At 45.0% G+C, this 14,265-nt stretch carries 12 protein-coding genes and 1 tRNA gene; 6 read left to right on the top strand and 7 right to left on the bottom strand.

The window, feature by feature from the left end; translation table 11 throughout:
* Positions 1–19: 19 nt before the first annotated feature.
* The 3 genes from ACTIE0_RS06920 to ACTIE0_RS06910 form a co-directional block, all read right to left on the bottom strand.
* Positions 20–1,474, bottom strand: coding sequence for a dihydrolipoyl dehydrogenase family protein (locus tag ACTIE0_RS06920; protein ID WP_062945786.1), 1,455 nt, complete (start codon positions 1,472–1,474; stop codon positions 20–22).
* A 66-nt stretch (positions 1,475–1,540) separates the two neighbouring features.
* Positions 1,541–2,206, bottom strand: a complete 666-nt coding sequence (locus ACTIE0_RS06915) for a Uma2 family endonuclease (RefSeq protein ID WP_062945785.1) — start codon at positions 2,204–2,206, stop codon at positions 1,541–1,543.
* 122 nt (positions 2,207–2,328) lie between these two features.
* Positions 2,329–3,885, bottom strand: coding sequence for a ferredoxin--nitrite reductase (locus tag ACTIE0_RS06910; RefSeq protein ID WP_035758555.1), 1,557 nt, complete (start codon positions 3,883–3,885; stop codon positions 2,329–2,331).
* A 268-nt stretch (positions 3,886–4,153) separates the two neighbouring features.
* Between ACTIE0_RS06910 and cobA the strand changes: the two genes are divergently transcribed.
* A complete protein-coding gene (cobA, locus tag ACTIE0_RS06905; RefSeq protein ID WP_006620466.1) occupies positions 4,154–4,939 on the top strand; it encodes a uroporphyrinogen-III C-methyltransferase in 786 nt (261 codons plus the stop codon).
* Positions 4,939–6,183 carry a HEAT repeat domain-containing protein gene (locus tag ACTIE0_RS06900; protein WP_006620467.1) on the top strand — a complete coding sequence of 415 codons (1,245 nt, stop codon included), beginning with the start codon at positions 4,939–4,941 and terminating at the stop codon, positions 6,181–6,183. The genes cobA and ACTIE0_RS06900 overlap by 1 nt, the downstream gene beginning before the upstream one ends.
* On the opposite strand, the gene ACTIE0_RS06895 is transcribed toward ACTIE0_RS06900, so the two are convergent.
* From ACTIE0_RS06895 to ACTIE0_RS06880, 4 genes are all read right to left on the bottom strand, one after another.
* A complete protein-coding gene (locus tag ACTIE0_RS06895) occupies positions 6,125–6,877 on the bottom strand; it encodes a DUF4079 domain-containing protein (RefSeq protein WP_006669903.1) in 753 nt (250 codons plus the stop codon). The two genes, ACTIE0_RS06900 and ACTIE0_RS06895, sit on opposite strands and share 59 nt — an antisense overlap.
* A 37-nt stretch (positions 6,878–6,914) precedes the next feature.
* Positions 6,915–7,718: a TIGR03943 family putative permease subunit gene (locus ACTIE0_RS06890; RefSeq protein WP_006669904.1), complete on the bottom strand. Its 804-nt coding sequence runs from the start codon at positions 7,716–7,718 to the stop codon at positions 6,915–6,917.
* An 11-nt stretch (positions 7,719–7,729) separates the two neighbouring features.
* Positions 7,730–8,818, bottom strand: a complete 1,089-nt coding sequence (locus tag ACTIE0_RS06885; RefSeq protein WP_006620470.1) for a permease — start codon at positions 8,816–8,818, stop codon at positions 7,730–7,732.
* 206 nt (positions 8,819–9,024) lie between these two features.
* Positions 9,025–10,848 (bottom strand): aspartate kinase, encoded by a 1,824-nt coding sequence (locus ACTIE0_RS06880; protein ID WP_006620471.1) that lies wholly within the window; start codon positions 10,846–10,848, stop codon positions 9,025–9,027.
* A 201-nt stretch (positions 10,849–11,049) separates the two neighbouring features.
* Here ACTIE0_RS06880 and ACTIE0_RS06875 point away from each other — a divergent pair, with 201 nt between their 5' ends.
* The 4 genes from ACTIE0_RS06875 to ACTIE0_RS06860 all read left to right on the top strand — a co-directional run.
* Complete coding sequence (locus tag ACTIE0_RS06875) at positions 11,050–12,816, top strand: purple acid phosphatase family protein (RefSeq protein WP_006620472.1); 1,767 nt, start codon at positions 11,050–11,052, stop codon at positions 12,814–12,816.
* 104 nt (positions 12,817–12,920) lie between these two features.
* Positions 12,921–12,993, top strand: a tRNA-Phe gene (locus ACTIE0_RS06870).
* Positions 12,964–13,146 (top strand): hypothetical protein, encoded by a 183-nt coding sequence (locus ACTIE0_RS06865; RefSeq protein ID WP_008049629.1) that lies wholly within the window; start codon positions 12,964–12,966, stop codon positions 13,144–13,146. The genes ACTIE0_RS06870 and ACTIE0_RS06865 overlap by 30 nt, the downstream gene beginning before the upstream one ends.
* Positions 13,147–13,963: 817 nt before the next feature.
* Positions 13,964–14,265, top strand: a 302-nt coding sequence (locus ACTIE0_RS06860; protein WP_439516864.1) for a helix-turn-helix domain-containing protein, incomplete at its 3' end; no start/stop codon positions are given.

Raw genomic sequence — 14,265 nt, 5'->3', positions numbered from 1 at the left:
AAATGCACTATCTGGGTAATTAATTATTAGACCTGCGCCAGTGAAAGATATTTTCTAGGGTATTATACCAAAATTTTTGGTTTCGATGTCGTTGATGAACCCAAGCGGCGGCGGTTGGGGAAATTATCCCGGTAAGAGTTGGCCAGGGAGGGGTAAAATTAGCGATCGCATTGATGGTAATACGTTTTTGAATAGCGATCGCCAAAAAATTAATGATCTCATCAGCGCCAACCCCGAAAATAGTAGCCCCCAAAAGCCGACCATCAGAATGTCCGACCAACTCACACAAACCCATAATTTCCCCCAAAATTTGAGTTTTAGGAACCTGTTTAAACATCTGGCGGCTAACTTGTACCCGGTCTCCATAGCGCCGTCGTGCCTGAGTTTCAGTCAAACCAACCCTAGCTAAAGGTGGGTCAGTAAAAATCACCCAAGGAACATGATCATAACTGACCGAAAATATGGGCAAATATAGGGCATTTTTGATGGCGATTTGGGCTTCATATTCAGCTAGATGAGGCATAGCATAACCTCCCGCCAATTCTCCACAAGCATAAACTCGATGATTAGTGGTTTGCATTCGGGAGTTTAGCTGCAAATAACCCCCAATAAATTGAACTCCGATATCATCCAAATTTAAGCCACACAAATTAGGCTGACGACCGATACCTAGGATAATTTCATCAACTTCGATCGCCTTATTTCCGGCTTGTATCCATTTGGTATCATCAATTTGTTTAGCCTGAATCACAGGGGTTTTAGTCAGCACCCGCACCCCTTCAGCTTCTAACAAAGATTGCAGCAAAAAAGCGGTGTGGGGTTCTGCTCTCGGTAGTATGTGGTTACTGCGAACTATGATGGTAACATCACTTCCCAAACGCCTAAATATTTGGGCTAATTCCACAGCGCTAGGGTCGCCGCCAATGAGGGCAACATGATTAGGAATTTTGGTAATTTTATGAAGAGTATCGGCGGTGAAATATCCGGTAAGAGTCAATCCTTCTATGTCGGGAATTTGGGGTTGGGAACCCATAGCCAGTAAAAAAGTACGCGATCGCAAAATTCGATTATTGACCTTCAAAGCCAGCCGAGGTTCTCTAATAAATTCCCCTACCCCAAAAATCATATCTACCCCCAAAGAAGCGATCGCCGCCGGAGAATAAATACTTTCTAGGTTAGTGGTGATATATTCACTCCATTGACAACTAGAGTCCCACTGTATCAAAATATTTTCTGGTAGGGTGCGATCGGCGGTTTCCCAACCGATGCCGAATTGTGACACCTGGCGCATTTGTTTAGCTACCTTAGCTATCTGTAAAAGGGGGTGGTGTCTGTTAGCCCCAAGAATTTGACCAGGAACAGGGGGTGGGTCAGGTTCCAATAGTGCTACCCGACCCTGCATTTTAGAGGCGTTTATAGCGGCTTTACGTCCGGCTAAAGTGCCACCAATGATAACTACATCATAATCGAGCATTTTGGGTAAGACGGAATTATTATCATATCTTCAGATTTTACCCAATTTTACCCCAAAAAATATAGATTAATTATGGCGATCGCCTTCTAGCTGTCGCAAACGTTGTTCTAATTCACGCACCCTGTCCTCGGCGGCTTCAGCCCTTTGGCGTTCAGTTTGCACCTGTTTAGCCAATTCGGTGGGTGTAAGGAATCGTTCACCGTCTGGGCGATAAATCGTAAAGTTTCCGTCTTTCAATTCAAACCGGATACCTAAGCGGGGACTCGTCCAATTTTCCGGTTCGTCGATCACTTCGAGAGTCCCATCACTACTACGCAGCCAACCGCTGAAATCTAGGCGATCGGGGTCTAAAATATAGTATTCTTCAACCCCATATTGTTCATAAAACTTAAATTTTCTCGCCATTTCTTTCAAGCGATTTCCCGGTGAAAGAATTTCCAAAACCACTTGTGGTGGTATGTTACCTTCTTCCCATTGTTGATAGGAACCGCGATCGCCTTTAGGTCGCCCAAATACTACCATCGTATCAGGGGCTTGACGTATTTTATTATCACCCTGCTGAGGATACCAGAGTAAGTCTCCAGCCACAAACACATTAGGATCATCATCAAACAAGATTTCTAGGTTTTCTTTAATAACAACAATCCAGCGAAATTGTTTAGTATTATCTGACATAGGATTGCCATCGGATTCGGGATAAATGACCGTGATTTTGTCTTGAGTGCTTGTCATAGACTTGTCATCATGGCTATGATGATATTTCTTTGATTCATTATATCATAGCTGTGGCTGTTGGCTATAGGGTGAGATAGACAGCACCATGGGCTATAGGGCTAGACATGGTGCTGAGATCATTAGGGATTTTGCTTAGGACGTGCGCCAAACTTTTGAATTAATAAATCCCGGATAATTGGCTTGAGGTCATCGCAAGCTACACCCTTTTCTAAACGACTTCCCAACTCAGCCTCATGACCTACTTTTCCGCCGGTATAGATATCAACACCTTCCACTGTTTTACCATCTTTACGGGCTTTAGTACCGATGAAACCGATATCAGCCACTTGCGGCTGTCCGCAAGAGTTAGGGCAACCAGTCCAGTGAATACGAACGCGATCGCTTATTTCCAACTCCTCATCAAGTTCTCGGGCTAATTTTAAAGCCCGTTGTTTAGTTTCAATCAAAGCAAAATTGCAATAATTATTTCCCGTACAAGAGACAAGCGATCGAGTCAAAGGGGCAGGATTAATCGAGAAAATCTCTAACAAAGGTTCTGCCAAAAACGCCTCTAATTTATCCTCCGAAATATAAGGAATAATCAAATTTTGCTCAACCGTCAGGCGAATTTCTCCCTCGCCATAAACCTCCGCCAAACGGGCTACTTCAAACATTTGGTCTGCGGATAAACGCCCCACCGGAACGTGCAACCCAACAAACTTATATCCCTGTTGTTTCTGGGGGTGAACACCCAAATAATCTTTCTTATCCTGGGTTATTTCATCCTTTAAGGCGGCTGGTGCGAGAGTTTGACCAAATTCTTCCTCCACCTTAGCCCGGAAGCCTTCTACGCCCCATTTATCCACCAACCACATCAAACGTGCCCGTTGGCGATTTTCCCGCAATCCTTCAGAGAGACCATTTTGGGTGTAAACTGTTAGGATAGCGATGGAAAGTTTAATCACATCATCGTTAGCAGGAACCCAAACATTAATCGGCACAGCTTCCACCTGACGTTGTGCGGATAAATACCCACCTACGAGGACATTAAATCCTAATATGCGATCGCGATAAGCAGGCACAAAAGCCAAATCATTAATTTCAGCATGAATGGAATTATCTCGTCCCCCTTCAATAGCAATATTGAATTTACGGGGAAGGTTAGAAAAAGCATAATTACCCTCACCTTGATTGGTGATTACACTCTCCAATTTTTGCAACAATTCTCGGGTGTCGAACAATTCATCCGGGTCAATACCAGCAATGGGAGAACCCGTCAGGTTGCGAACATTATCCATACCCGATTGAATGCTGGTCATTCCTATAGCTTTCATTTGGGCAAAAATATCCGGGAGGTCTTCCAAACGAATACCGCGTAATTGGATATTTTGGCGGGTAGTAATATCGGCGCTACCATCATCTCCATAGCGTTGGACAATTTCGGCTAATACCCTCATTTGTGCGCTGTTGAGAGTACCATTAGCAATCCGTAATCTCAACATAAATTTACCGGGAGTAACAGGTCGGAAGAACACCCCCAGCCATTTAAGACGCATTTCTAAATCGGTTTTATCCATGGCTTCCCAACCGATTTTGGCAAAATATTCTAACTCGTCTTTAACGGCTAATCCATCTTTATCAGCTTTAGCTTTTTCGATTTTATTGAGTTTGACTTTGGGTTCAGAGGCGACAACCATGAGTTTATCTATAACTGAGGTTAACAATGATTTGTAGATTAAATTCAGAATCAGTGATAATTTGTAGTTTAAGATACATAAAATCCAAGAGTTTGCAGTTATTGCATATATAATATGTAAAAAACGCATATTAATCAGATTTTAGTATTTTTGAATACCAAATTACGGGGAAATTCACCATAATTTGGGTTCATCAACCTGATGACCGAAAGTTTAAACTTATCTAATGTCTGGGTATTATTTAGTAATTAATTAACGAGGTGCAATTATGGAAAAAAATCAAGCTATTGGCAAGGTGTATTTAGTGGGTGCAGGGCCTGGTGATCCGGGTTTGCTGACATTAAAAGGCAAGGTTTTGATTGAATCAGCGGATGTGGTTATTTATGATGCTTTGGTGAGTGAAGAAATTTTAGCAATGATTAACCCCAAGGCTGAAAAAATCCATGCCGGAAAGCGTCGGGGTCGCCATTCTTTACCTCAAGAGGAAACGACACAATTAATGATTGAGCAAGCCCAAACTCATGGGGTAGTTGTACGTTTAAAAGGCGGCGATCCATTTGTTTTTGGTCGTGGTGGGGAGGAAATGGAGGCTTTAATCGCGGCGGGAGTTCCGGTAGAGGTGGTTCCGGGTGTGACTTCTGGTATTGCCGCGCCAGCTTATGCGGGGATTCCTTTAACTCACCGTGATTATAGTTCTTCTGTGACTTTTGTAACAGGTCATGAAGCGGCGGGAAAGTATCGCCCAGAGGTTAATTGGGGGGCTATTGCTAAGGGTTCTGAAACTATTGTTATTTATATGGGGGTTCAGAATTTGGGTAATATTATTGAGGCTTTGGTGGCTGGTGGTTTAAGCCTCCAAACTCCCATAGCTTTAATTCGTTGGGGAACTTGTCCGCACCAGGAGGAATTACAAGGTACTTTAGCCACTATTATTGAACAGGTTGAAAATACGGGTTTTGAAGCGCCAGCTATTGCTGTTATTGGTGAGGTGGTTGGCTTAAATAATGTTCTGTCTGGATGTCGTCCTGTACCTCTGAAAATCATCACTAAATAATGGAATTTGATGATATGAATGAATTGGTTAATTTGGCTAAGGTTGCTAGTGATAATCAAGATTGGTCTCAGGTTGTTTATTGCCTACAACAGTTTGGTGTGAGTGGGGAAAATGATGGCTGGGAAGAGGCGATCGCTTTAGCTTTAACCACTTTACAATATGGAGATTTTCACACCCGTTGGGATGTAGCTAAACTATTGCCGAAATTGGGTAAATCAGCCTGTGTCCCGTTGATAGAAATTTTCGAGGATGAAGCAGCAGATCTAGAATATAGATGGTTTGCAGGGCGAATTTTAGGCGATTTTCATACCCCAGAAGCGATCGCCTGTTTGGTGAATTTCCTCAGTAGCGATGCTGATGATGAATTGATAGCGATCGCTGCTAGTGCTTTAGCGAATTTAGGACCGGAGACGGTAGCAAGTTTAACTACTCTTTTAGAAGACCCCAAAACCCGTCTTATGGGTGTGCGCGCCTTATCTCAAATTCGGATTTCCGAGGTGATTTCTCCCCTGTTAACTGTTGTTGAAGACCCCGACCCCCAGGTGAGGGCGATCGCCATTGAAACCTTGGGAAGTTTTCGGGATGATCGGGTAATTCCGGCTTTAATTAATGCCCTAGAAGACCATGCAGCCATAGTGCGATCGGAAGCGGTGATTAGTTTAGGATTTCGGTCAGATATAGCCACACAATGGCACTTGGTAGAGTCTATAGACCCATTACTGTATGATATTAACCTCACTGTTTGTCAGCAAGCCGCAATGGCTCTGGGGCGCTTAAAAACGGATGCAGCTATTGAAAGTCTATCAACAATTTTACAATCTTCGCTGACCCCAATTCCTTTACAAATTGCCTGTATTAAAGCGTTAATTTGGATGGAAAGTTCAGCAGGTTTAGACTGCATTGCTCAATGTATATCAGGTTTTCACGAAACAGTTATCCTGGAAACTATCCAGTTGTTAGGTCGCTTAAAAACTGCTAATCTCAAAAATCAGGCGGGTCAAATGTTGCTAGATTTATTCAGAACCGAACATCCTAGCCTCAGCGAAACACGGATTAAACAGGCTTTAGCTTACGCTTTAGGTCAGTTAAGAGATGCGAAAACTATGGAGGTTCTGCAAGTCCTCCAAACGGATGTTAATGATAGTGTCAAATTTCATGCGATCGCTGCTATCCGACAATTAGAGACTATTTCGACACAGCCTGAATTATCAACTCTTCCGGTGTGCGAGACTGGGAATTATTAGGGCAAGTTTGCGCGCCCCAATCGCACTTTCTCAGATGGTCTAGTTGCCAACTCAGGGGTATTTCCAACAAATCGCGAGACCCGGTAAATCCCTGTCCTATAAATAACAATAAGGCTATACAATTAAGTATGGTATGAGCCATGCGCCATTTGTAGGATTTGTAAATATCGGGAACAATTGCCAAGGCAAAAATCATCAATAAAGCGGAAGTAATGCCATAATAGTAATGGGAGAAGTGCCATTCATAACCTCGGCGAAATACCCCATCTTGCGCCCCCAAAATTACTAATCCCGCCCCGGTTAAGGTGGCAAAAACACCCCGCCACAGGGGTTGATTAGCATTAGCGCGGTACAGAAAAACTAAGGAGGCGATCGTTCCGATAAAGATTAAAACTATAAAAATAGCCTCAAACATATTCTCATCAGAAAGTTCCTTAAATACCCCCTTAAATCCAATGGAATACGCTAAAGCAATCAGGGTCACTCCTACGACGGTTCCGGTCAGCCAACGCCCCATTTTTAAGTGTTCCCGACCTACCATTGGGGGAATGCGACTTGTGCTTCCTTTTTCTAGGGTTTGTAGGCGACGCTGACGAGTTTGCCAAGCCATGTGGGTAGAAATTCCAATTATGGGAAATACGACAACTATGGCTAGAAATGGATGAATCAAACTCATGAAATCGATTAGCTGCATTTCCAAGTCTCCGAAAACAATTTGCAATTATCAAACATCAATACTCATAGGGATTTCGAGGTTCTGGAATAGGGGTTAATCTGTCGGCTTTGATAGTTAACCTCCGTTGATTATTGAGAACTTCGGTAGTCATTTCACCCTCAACCTGTAGCCAACTGTCTTGGGGATATGCCCCCCGGTTATTGTCAGGAAGCATGACAGGAAGCGCAATGGGGTAAGCATCAGCGGCACAGCAGGTGATTACAAACCGGGTAATAAAGATAAAATTTTGGGGAAGGTTAGGGGGATAAACGACAAACCCGGTGACATTGACTCTTTGACCTCTATATGTCTCCGGTTCGGGATTGACATTAAGTAGCCTAATCCATTCTATCAGCGATCGCTCTTCTGGTCGAGAAGCGGTACGAAATTCTTGGGGCTGAATTTGTGTAGCGGGTAAAGACTCCATGATACCCCGTTGTAAGGCGACATAACTACCAAGATTTCGGGGGGTAATGAAAAGACCTAACAGGACAGAAATTAAGAGTAGGGCGGTACTCCAACCTTTGGGAAATAAACTAATATGTTGTAGGGATTGTTGGTCTATCTGAGCTTCAGTTTTTTGGTAATTATGGGACAGTTCCCAAATCCGAAATCCTCCAAAAATTAATAACAGAAAACCGCCACCGATAGCGAGGGGGAAATAGTTAGGATGAATGAGGATATAAAGTCGTCCAGCCAGCCAATATCTGAGGAGGAGGAATCCCCAAGCTAATATAGCTATAGCGTCCACCCAAGGAGACTGCAACCACAGTTGTAAACGAGATGGTAATCCATTTAATGGAGGTCTAACACGGTTCATAGGCGCTGAGATTAATAGTTCAGATTGAGATTGACAGCCAAGGTTAGCAAAAAGGTAAGCTGGGCAGCGAGAATCATCAGATAAATGATGGCGCGAGTTTGGAAAATCGACATCATCAAGCCGACGGTTTTAATATCAATCATGGGTCCGAATACTAAAAATGCTAGTAAAGAACCAGTGGTAAAAGTGGCGGCAAAAGAGAGGGCAAAAAATGCGTCAACTGTGGAACAAATAGAAACTACTCCGGCTAGTAATAACATAGCCAGAATGGAGGAAATGGGACCGTAACCTAGGCTGAGGATAATTTCGCGGGGTATTACTGTTTGAATAATAGCAGCGATCGCACTTCCGACTACCAACATTCCCCCCAATTCTCGAAACTCCTGCACCCCACTTTCAATCATTAAACCAACCCGGTCGCGGGTGGGGCGGATAAAAATAGAGGAGAAACTGACACTTGTTTGAGGCATAGTAGCCACGGCTTGAACGCCTTTTCCCTCAGCTTTCCACATAGGCATGGACTGCAAACGCACGGGTGTGGCTGACTGACCCATAATATAAGTTCCCGATGTTAGTAGGGAAGATTTGGGCATCTCATCGACGGCTTTTTCGGTGAAGTCAGGTTGAGGAACTAAACGGGCGAGGGCTTTTTGTAGAAACGGCCGCAGGTCTTTTTGGGCGCTAAAAACCAAGCCTAATGTTATGGCAATTATCAGGGAAAATAAAATCCGTAAAACGACGACTTCTGGTTGTCCCCGGAAGGCTACCCAAGTTGACCAAATCACAATAGGATTAATGGTGGGGGCAGCAAATAAAAAGCCGATCGCTGCTGAGGCAGGTACTCCTTGACTCAAGAGGCGACGGGCAACGGGAACATTTCCACACTCACACACGGGAAACATAAACCCGAACAGACTGCCAAAAATCGCCCCCAGGAAAGGGTTAGTTGGAACGTAGTATAGAAGTTTGCGTTCATCCACTAACCACAGCAGTAGACTGGACAACATGACACCCAGTAACAGGAAGGGCATAGCCTCCACTAACAGGCTGAGAAACAGGGTGAAAACAGCGTTCAGTTTGCTAACTATTATTGATGGCATCCTGTCTCAATTTGAATGGTTGACACTACTTTCGCACTACACACTCTCTGGTTAACGGCTACATTGTACACCTTCCGATGGTAGTTATTATTGATCAGTTGGCGATTGTCCACGAGTAATGGTCTGGAGGGGGCGGGTTCCCTGATTAATCATCACCTGGTATAGATGAGCAGATTAATCAACCCGCCCTAGGGGGTTTATTGACTCTACAAGGCAGCGGCGGGGGTGGGAATAGTCACGACCTCATCGCCGGACAAACCAAAGGCATCATGAATCGCCTGGACGGCTTTGATGCCATCTTTTTCATCGACTACACAACTGATTTTAATTTCGGAAGTGGCAATCATGGAGATGTTGATATTTTCGGCGGCGAGGGCTTCAAACATACGGGCGGCGACTCCGGGGTGATCGACCATTCCAGCCCCTACGGCGCTAACTTTAGCGATCGCTGAATTCAGGGTAACTTCTCCATAACCCCATTTAGCGATCGCCTTTTTAATCACGAGTTTAGCCTCTTCTGCATCACCTTGAGCGACAGTAAAAGCAATATCACGGGTGAGAATATCATTAACCTGGTGACAGCGCTGCGATTGGATAATCATATCAACGCTAATATTGTGATGTGCCAGCAGAGTAAACAACTCGGCAGCCATTCCGGGGCGATCGGGAACATGGCGGATCGCCAAACGGGCTTGGTTACGGTCTAGGGCGACCCCTCGCACTGGCGGAAGATGAGGTCGATCAACAGTTGGAATATTTTTGGTGTTACGGGTTAGCACATCAAAGGTTTGACAGAGGGCAGCCACCGCCCGATCGCACTCATTGGCATCAATCACACAACTAACCTTAACCTCGGAGGTGGAAATCATCTGAATATTAATTCCGGCTTCCGCCAAAGTGCGGAACATTTGGGAAGCGACTTTGGGGCGACCAATCATCCCGGCCCCAACAATGCTAACTTTAGCAATAGGGCTATCATAGCCTCGCACTTCCGGTTCTCCAATTTCGGGGTCATTGTTGCGTCCCAAAGTTGGTAAAATTGCGTCAGCTACAGCGATCGCCCGTTTATAGCAGTTATGAGTGACGGTAAAGGTAATATCATTAATATTCGCCTCATGGATCGACTGAATAATCAAATCCACATTCAGCTTCTGGAGGGCAATTCCCCCGAATAAACGGGCTGCAATTCCGGGGCGATCGGGAATACGCAATAAGGAAACCGCCGCCTGATCGCGATCGAATTCTACCCCATCCACAGGTCGCACCAGTTCCAACCCTTCCACAGGTCGCACCTCTGGTGGTGGGGAAGTCACCCGTGTACCAGGATCATCAGTCCAACTCGATCGCACTACTAAAGGAATCCCATAATTTCGGGCAATTTCCACGGCCCGGGGATGGAGAACTTTTGCCCCCAAACTAGCAAGTTCCAGCATTTCATCACAGGTTATTTCATCCATCAACTGTGCTTTAGGAACAATGCGGGGGTCTGTAGTTAAAATTCCAGGTACATCGGTATAAATTTCGCATCGATCGGCTTGTAATGCTGCGGCTAAAGCGACTGCAGAAGTATCCGACCCTCCTCGTCCTAGGGTGGTAATTTCCAATTCTTCGCGATCGCTAATTCCCTGGAAACCGGCCACTACTACCACCTTGCCTTCTTTTAGGTGACGAGTTAGACGTTCAGTTTGGATATTTAAAATCCGGGCGCGGCTATGTTCAGCCTCTGTGACAATTCCCACCTGCGCCCCGGTCATGGAAATGGCTGGTTGTCCCATTTCCTGTAGTGCCATACTCATTAAAGCGATCGTCACCTGTTCGCCAGTAGATAACAACATATCCATTTCCCGGCGAGAGGGATGGCTAGAAATTTCCTGGGCTAGTTTCACCAAACCATCAGTAGTTTTTCCCATAGCCGAAACCACCACCACCACTGAATGGTCTTGGGCTGTTTGCGCCACCCGACGGGCTACCGTTTGAATGCGATCTACTGACCCAACAGAAGTACCACCATATTTTTGAACAATCAGCATAGTAATTCCACCATAAGGAAACTCAACAATAGGTTACACCCAGGATTGTACGCGGTTGCCCATGTTCACCAGACCGAGGGCGCGACATCCCCCATATTGTATCGGAAAGATTCGGGAAAAATTGCCGGCTTTTCTGATACCGTTTAACTTAATAGGTTTCTTATGATCGGTTTGTAGTCGGGTGCGATCGCCCCTCCACCCATGATTCCTGCTACCCGCTATTTTGGGATTTTTGGTCTGTTACTGTCTAGTGTGATCTCGATTTTGATTATGGTTTCAATAGCCTTACAACCTCATCTCCTTAGCGATCCTTTTTTACAGCTACCCACAGAAAACTCAGTCCGGGTCGTGTGGTTTACCGAGTTTTCTGGTTCTGATCATCAGGTGAGTTATGGGGTAGACCTCCAACAAAATGCGATCGCCACCACCTCCCAACTAACTCGCACTCGGGAAGACCAAAATTCCTGGGTAGGGGTCCAAACCCCAAACAACCGCATCTACACCCAACCTATTTCCAGACCCATTTGGCGACACGAAGCCACTATTACAGACCTAACCCCAGGCCAACGGGTTCCCTATCAAGTTCACAGTACCACAGACAACGGCATCCCCATCAGTAGCCAAGTGTTCAGCCTAGCTGGCTTACCCCAACCCGGGACACCTTTAAAAATCCTCCTCACCTCCGACCACCAACTTAAACCCATGACCGCCGCCAATCTCAATATAGGTGCAAGAACAGTCGATATTGATGCTGTTTTTATGGCTGGTGATTTAGTCAATATTCCCGATCGCGCTTCCGAATGGTTCGACGATAATCGCGGCGGGGCCTTTTTCCCCTGTCTGCAAGGTCGCGCCCATTATCAACTCGAAAAAAATGGTGTTACCACTACTTATAAAGGCGGCGCTTTAATTCAAAATGTACCCTTATTCCCCGCTATTGGAAATCATGAAATCATGGGGGCTTTTTCCGAAACCGACAGCTTAAACAACCAGTTTAATAATAGTTACCCTCAATTTGCCGCCCAACAGCTTTATCAACAAAATTCTGCCACCATCAACCCCAATAATGACCCCGACATAGCACAACAATGGATCCAAGACCATAGCTTCAACTTAGATACCTATAAACAAATATTTACTCTCCCCAATTCTCCTCAAAATTATTATGCTACTACCTTTGGAGATGTCCGGTTAGTAGTTTTATTGGCGACTAATGTTTGGCGAGTTGATAGGTTAGACTCCCACGCTAGAGGACGTTATCGAGAAAGAGACGCAGACTTTGACCGTCCGGAAAATTGGGGCTATGGACAACATTTGTTTGAACCTATTTCCGCCGGAAGCGAACAATATATATGGTTACAACAGGAACTCAATAGCCCGGAATTTCAACAGGCTAAATATAAAATCGTTATGTTCCATCACCCTCCCCACACTTTAGGGGATAATATAGTTCCCGCCTATACAGACCCTGTGCAAATTAAGACTGTTGATAATAACGGCAAGATTATTATGATTCGCTATGAATATCCCAAACCATCTGATTATTTAATTAGGGATGTTATGCCATTATTAGAAGCCGCCGGAGTGCAACTGGTGTATTACGGACATTCCCACCTGTGGAACCGATTTATAGGACCCACCGGAATTAACTTTTTAGAATCTTCCAATGTCGGAAATAGTTATGGTGCGGCTTGGGGAAATAATCGCCGATTTGTTCCCCCAGCATTTACCGAAGAATATACCCCCCTAGGAGACCCCAACGGACTCCAACCTATCATTCCTAACCTTAGTCCCGTTTCTGATAGAGATGGCGCACCTCAACCCTATATCGCTAGTAATGATATTACAGTTTTTAGTATTTTGGACACGGGGACGGCTACTGTTAGCAGCTATCTCTTTAACACAGAACAGCCTAATAGTCAAGTGATCAAATTTGATGAGTTTTCCCTATTGACCCCCAATAGCTGATCAACCCATATACATCGGCTTTTGAGTTCACTATCAAAAAAATTCCGCCTAGGGGGTTGACAAAATCGATTTACTGCTGATACGATAGTTAATCGTGGGAATAAGCCGGGATAGCTCAGTCGGTAGAGCAGAGGACTGAAAATCCTCGTGTCGGCGGTTCAAGTCCGCCTCCTGGCATTTTTGGAAAAACCTGATCCTGACTGCGATAGCCGGGGAACACTTAACCCGGTAGTCGTACCTAATTACTCAGATATTACTCACAATCTAGTCCTAGCACAGGAAAATAATTCTGTCAATAGGATGATTACTCAGTCAACAAGCACAACTTAATCAATCTGTCAAATACCCATATCACTCCCTAAACCCGACGCTGATAGGGTAGTTCCCTTGTGATACCTGTCAATGGCAAGCCTATCGGTTCGTTCGTCACCATTGACTGCTATCACGTCGGTCACTTCCCCAAGAGTGCTTTTCCCGGTTATGGGGGGAGGGTATGTTTCAAAGCCAACACGATAGCCGTAGGTGGGGGGGAACCCGCTAGGGAATCAACGTACAAAGATATCAGACCGCCTTTCAGTATCAGATTATGAAAGTATGGCGATCGCCTATCCGGTTATCTATGGGTCTGATTCATAATCTCCGGTGAGGGGAAACTATGGGCTATCATCTACCGACTCCAACCCGATACCCCTAAACAACTTTTCAACTGGTGACAATTACCGAGATGGGAATCGATACCCACATAATCCTCAGCAAGTCTCCAATCTTTGATGGTAATCATCCCGTGCGGAAACCGATACCAACATAATCAGTTCACCCCCAAAACCTTAGCCGTAAGTTGTAGGTAAAGCTATCTGTTAGGGGTAAAGTAGTTCTGGGTATTATGTGGACATTATAGGGTGAGCATTCATATAAACCGTTCTCAGGCCTGTGTTCTCAGGCCTGTGTTGGGAAAATATGCAGACACCCCCATTCATATAAACCGTTCTCAGGCCTGTGTTCTCAGGCCTGTGTTGGGAAAATATGCAGACACCCCCTACAGTCAGAAACCATAGGGGGCAATTTAAGTTATTGGGGTAGCTGTTAGGTGTTATATCAAGTTCGCTTAATCGGTTATAATATCAGTGACCAATGCCAAACTTGCGTTATGCCCAGACGAATTAGTATAGCTCCCCACTTAAGTACCGAAGAACTTGGCCGGGCTGATCACCAAGCCCAAGAGGGCTTGGAAAGTCGCCAATATCAAATTATTTGGTTGTTGGCTAAGGGGAAGACCACGGAGGAAGTCCAAGAAATTACGGGCTACAGTCGCATCTGGATTTATGAATTGGTAAAGAGATACAACCAATTGGGATTAAAAGGGCTGGGTGCGCGCCGAAAAGGAAATCCCGGACATCCACCGTTAATTGATGATGTGACTCAAGCTCAGTTATGGCAAGCCCTGCAAGG

This window comes from Limnospira sp. (assembly GCF_051859755.1).
Classification (GTDB): domain Bacteria; phylum Cyanobacteriota; class Cyanobacteriia; order Cyanobacteriales; family Microcoleaceae; genus Limnospira; species Limnospira fusiformis.
This window is presented reverse-complemented; position numbering and strand designations above follow the sequence as displayed.

Coding starts and splice junctions, on each gene's coding strand:
- ACTIE0_RS06915 (WP_062945785.1), bottom strand. CDS start 2,206: ATGACAAGCACTCAAGACAAAATCACGGTCATTTATCCCGAATCCGAT.
- ACTIE0_RS06900 (WP_006620467.1), top strand. CDS start 4,939: ATGGAATTTGATGATATGAATGAATTGGTTAATTTGGCTAAGGTTGCT.
- ACTIE0_RS06875 (WP_006620472.1), top strand. CDS start 11,050: ATGATTCCTGCTACCCGCTATTTTGGGATTTTTGGTCTGTTACTGTCT.
- ACTIE0_RS06910 (WP_035758555.1), bottom strand. CDS start 3,885: ATGGTTGTCGCCTCTGAACCCAAAGTCAAACTCAATAAAATCGAAAAA.
- ACTIE0_RS06920 (WP_062945786.1), bottom strand. CDS start 1,474: ATGCTCGATTATGATGTAGTTATCATTGGTGGCACTTTAGCCGGACGT.
- ACTIE0_RS06880 (WP_006620471.1), bottom strand. CDS start 10,848: ATGCTGATTGTTCAAAAATATGGTGGTACTTCTGTTGGGTCAGTAGAT.
- ACTIE0_RS06885 (WP_006620470.1), bottom strand. CDS start 8,818: ATGCCATCAATAATAGTTAGCAAACTGAACGCTGTTTTCACCCTGTTT.
- ACTIE0_RS06890 (WP_006669904.1), bottom strand. CDS start 7,718: ATGAACCGTGTTAGACCTCCATTAAATGGATTACCATCTCGTTTACAA.
- ACTIE0_RS06895 (WP_006669903.1), bottom strand. CDS start 6,877: ATGCAGCTAATCGATTTCATGAGTTTGATTCATCCATTTCTAGCCATA.
- cobA (WP_006620466.1), top strand. CDS start 4,154: ATGGAAAAAAATCAAGCTATTGGCAAGGTGTATTTAGTGGGTGCAGGG.